This window comes from Paraburkholderia sp. J8-2, assembly GCF_905220195.1.
Lineage (GTDB): Bacteria > Pseudomonadota > Gammaproteobacteria > Burkholderiales > Burkholderiaceae > Paraburkholderia.
This window is the reverse complement of the sequence record NZ_CAJMZA010000140.1, coordinates 1-337: the sequence shown is the minus strand read 5'-3', so window position 1 is coordinate 337 and position 337 is coordinate 1. Positions and strand designations below refer to the sequence as shown.

Here is a 337-nt window from a genome sequence, read left to right as displayed (position 1 = left end):
GGTTTGACCGACCTGGTAGTCGTTCGGCACGTAGCCTGCGTCAACTGCTGCGCGCGAGGCGCCGAGCGCTGCGTTGAGCTTGTCGGCGAGCGGCTCCAGCACCTTCGTGTAGTTCTCGCCGCTGCCCAGACCCCGGCCGCCCGAGACGATGATCTTCGCGCTCGTGAGTTCCGGACGGTCGAGCTTCGTGACTTCACGGCCAACGAACTGCGTGAGGCCGCTGTCCGCTGCGGCCTCGAGCTTCTCAACGGCTGCGCTGCCGCCTTCGGCCGCAACGGCGTCGAATGCCGTCGTGCGAACGGTGATGACCTTGATCGGATCAACCGATTGCACCGTC

At 65.9% G+C, this 337-nt stretch carries 1 protein-coding gene; it reads right to left on the bottom strand.

The features are described 5' to 3' along the window. Nucleotides 1-337 (bottom strand): electron transfer flavoprotein subunit alpha/FixB family protein (locus U5A52_RS43175; RefSeq protein ID WP_321940526.1); only part of this gene is annotated, 337 nt, incomplete at both ends.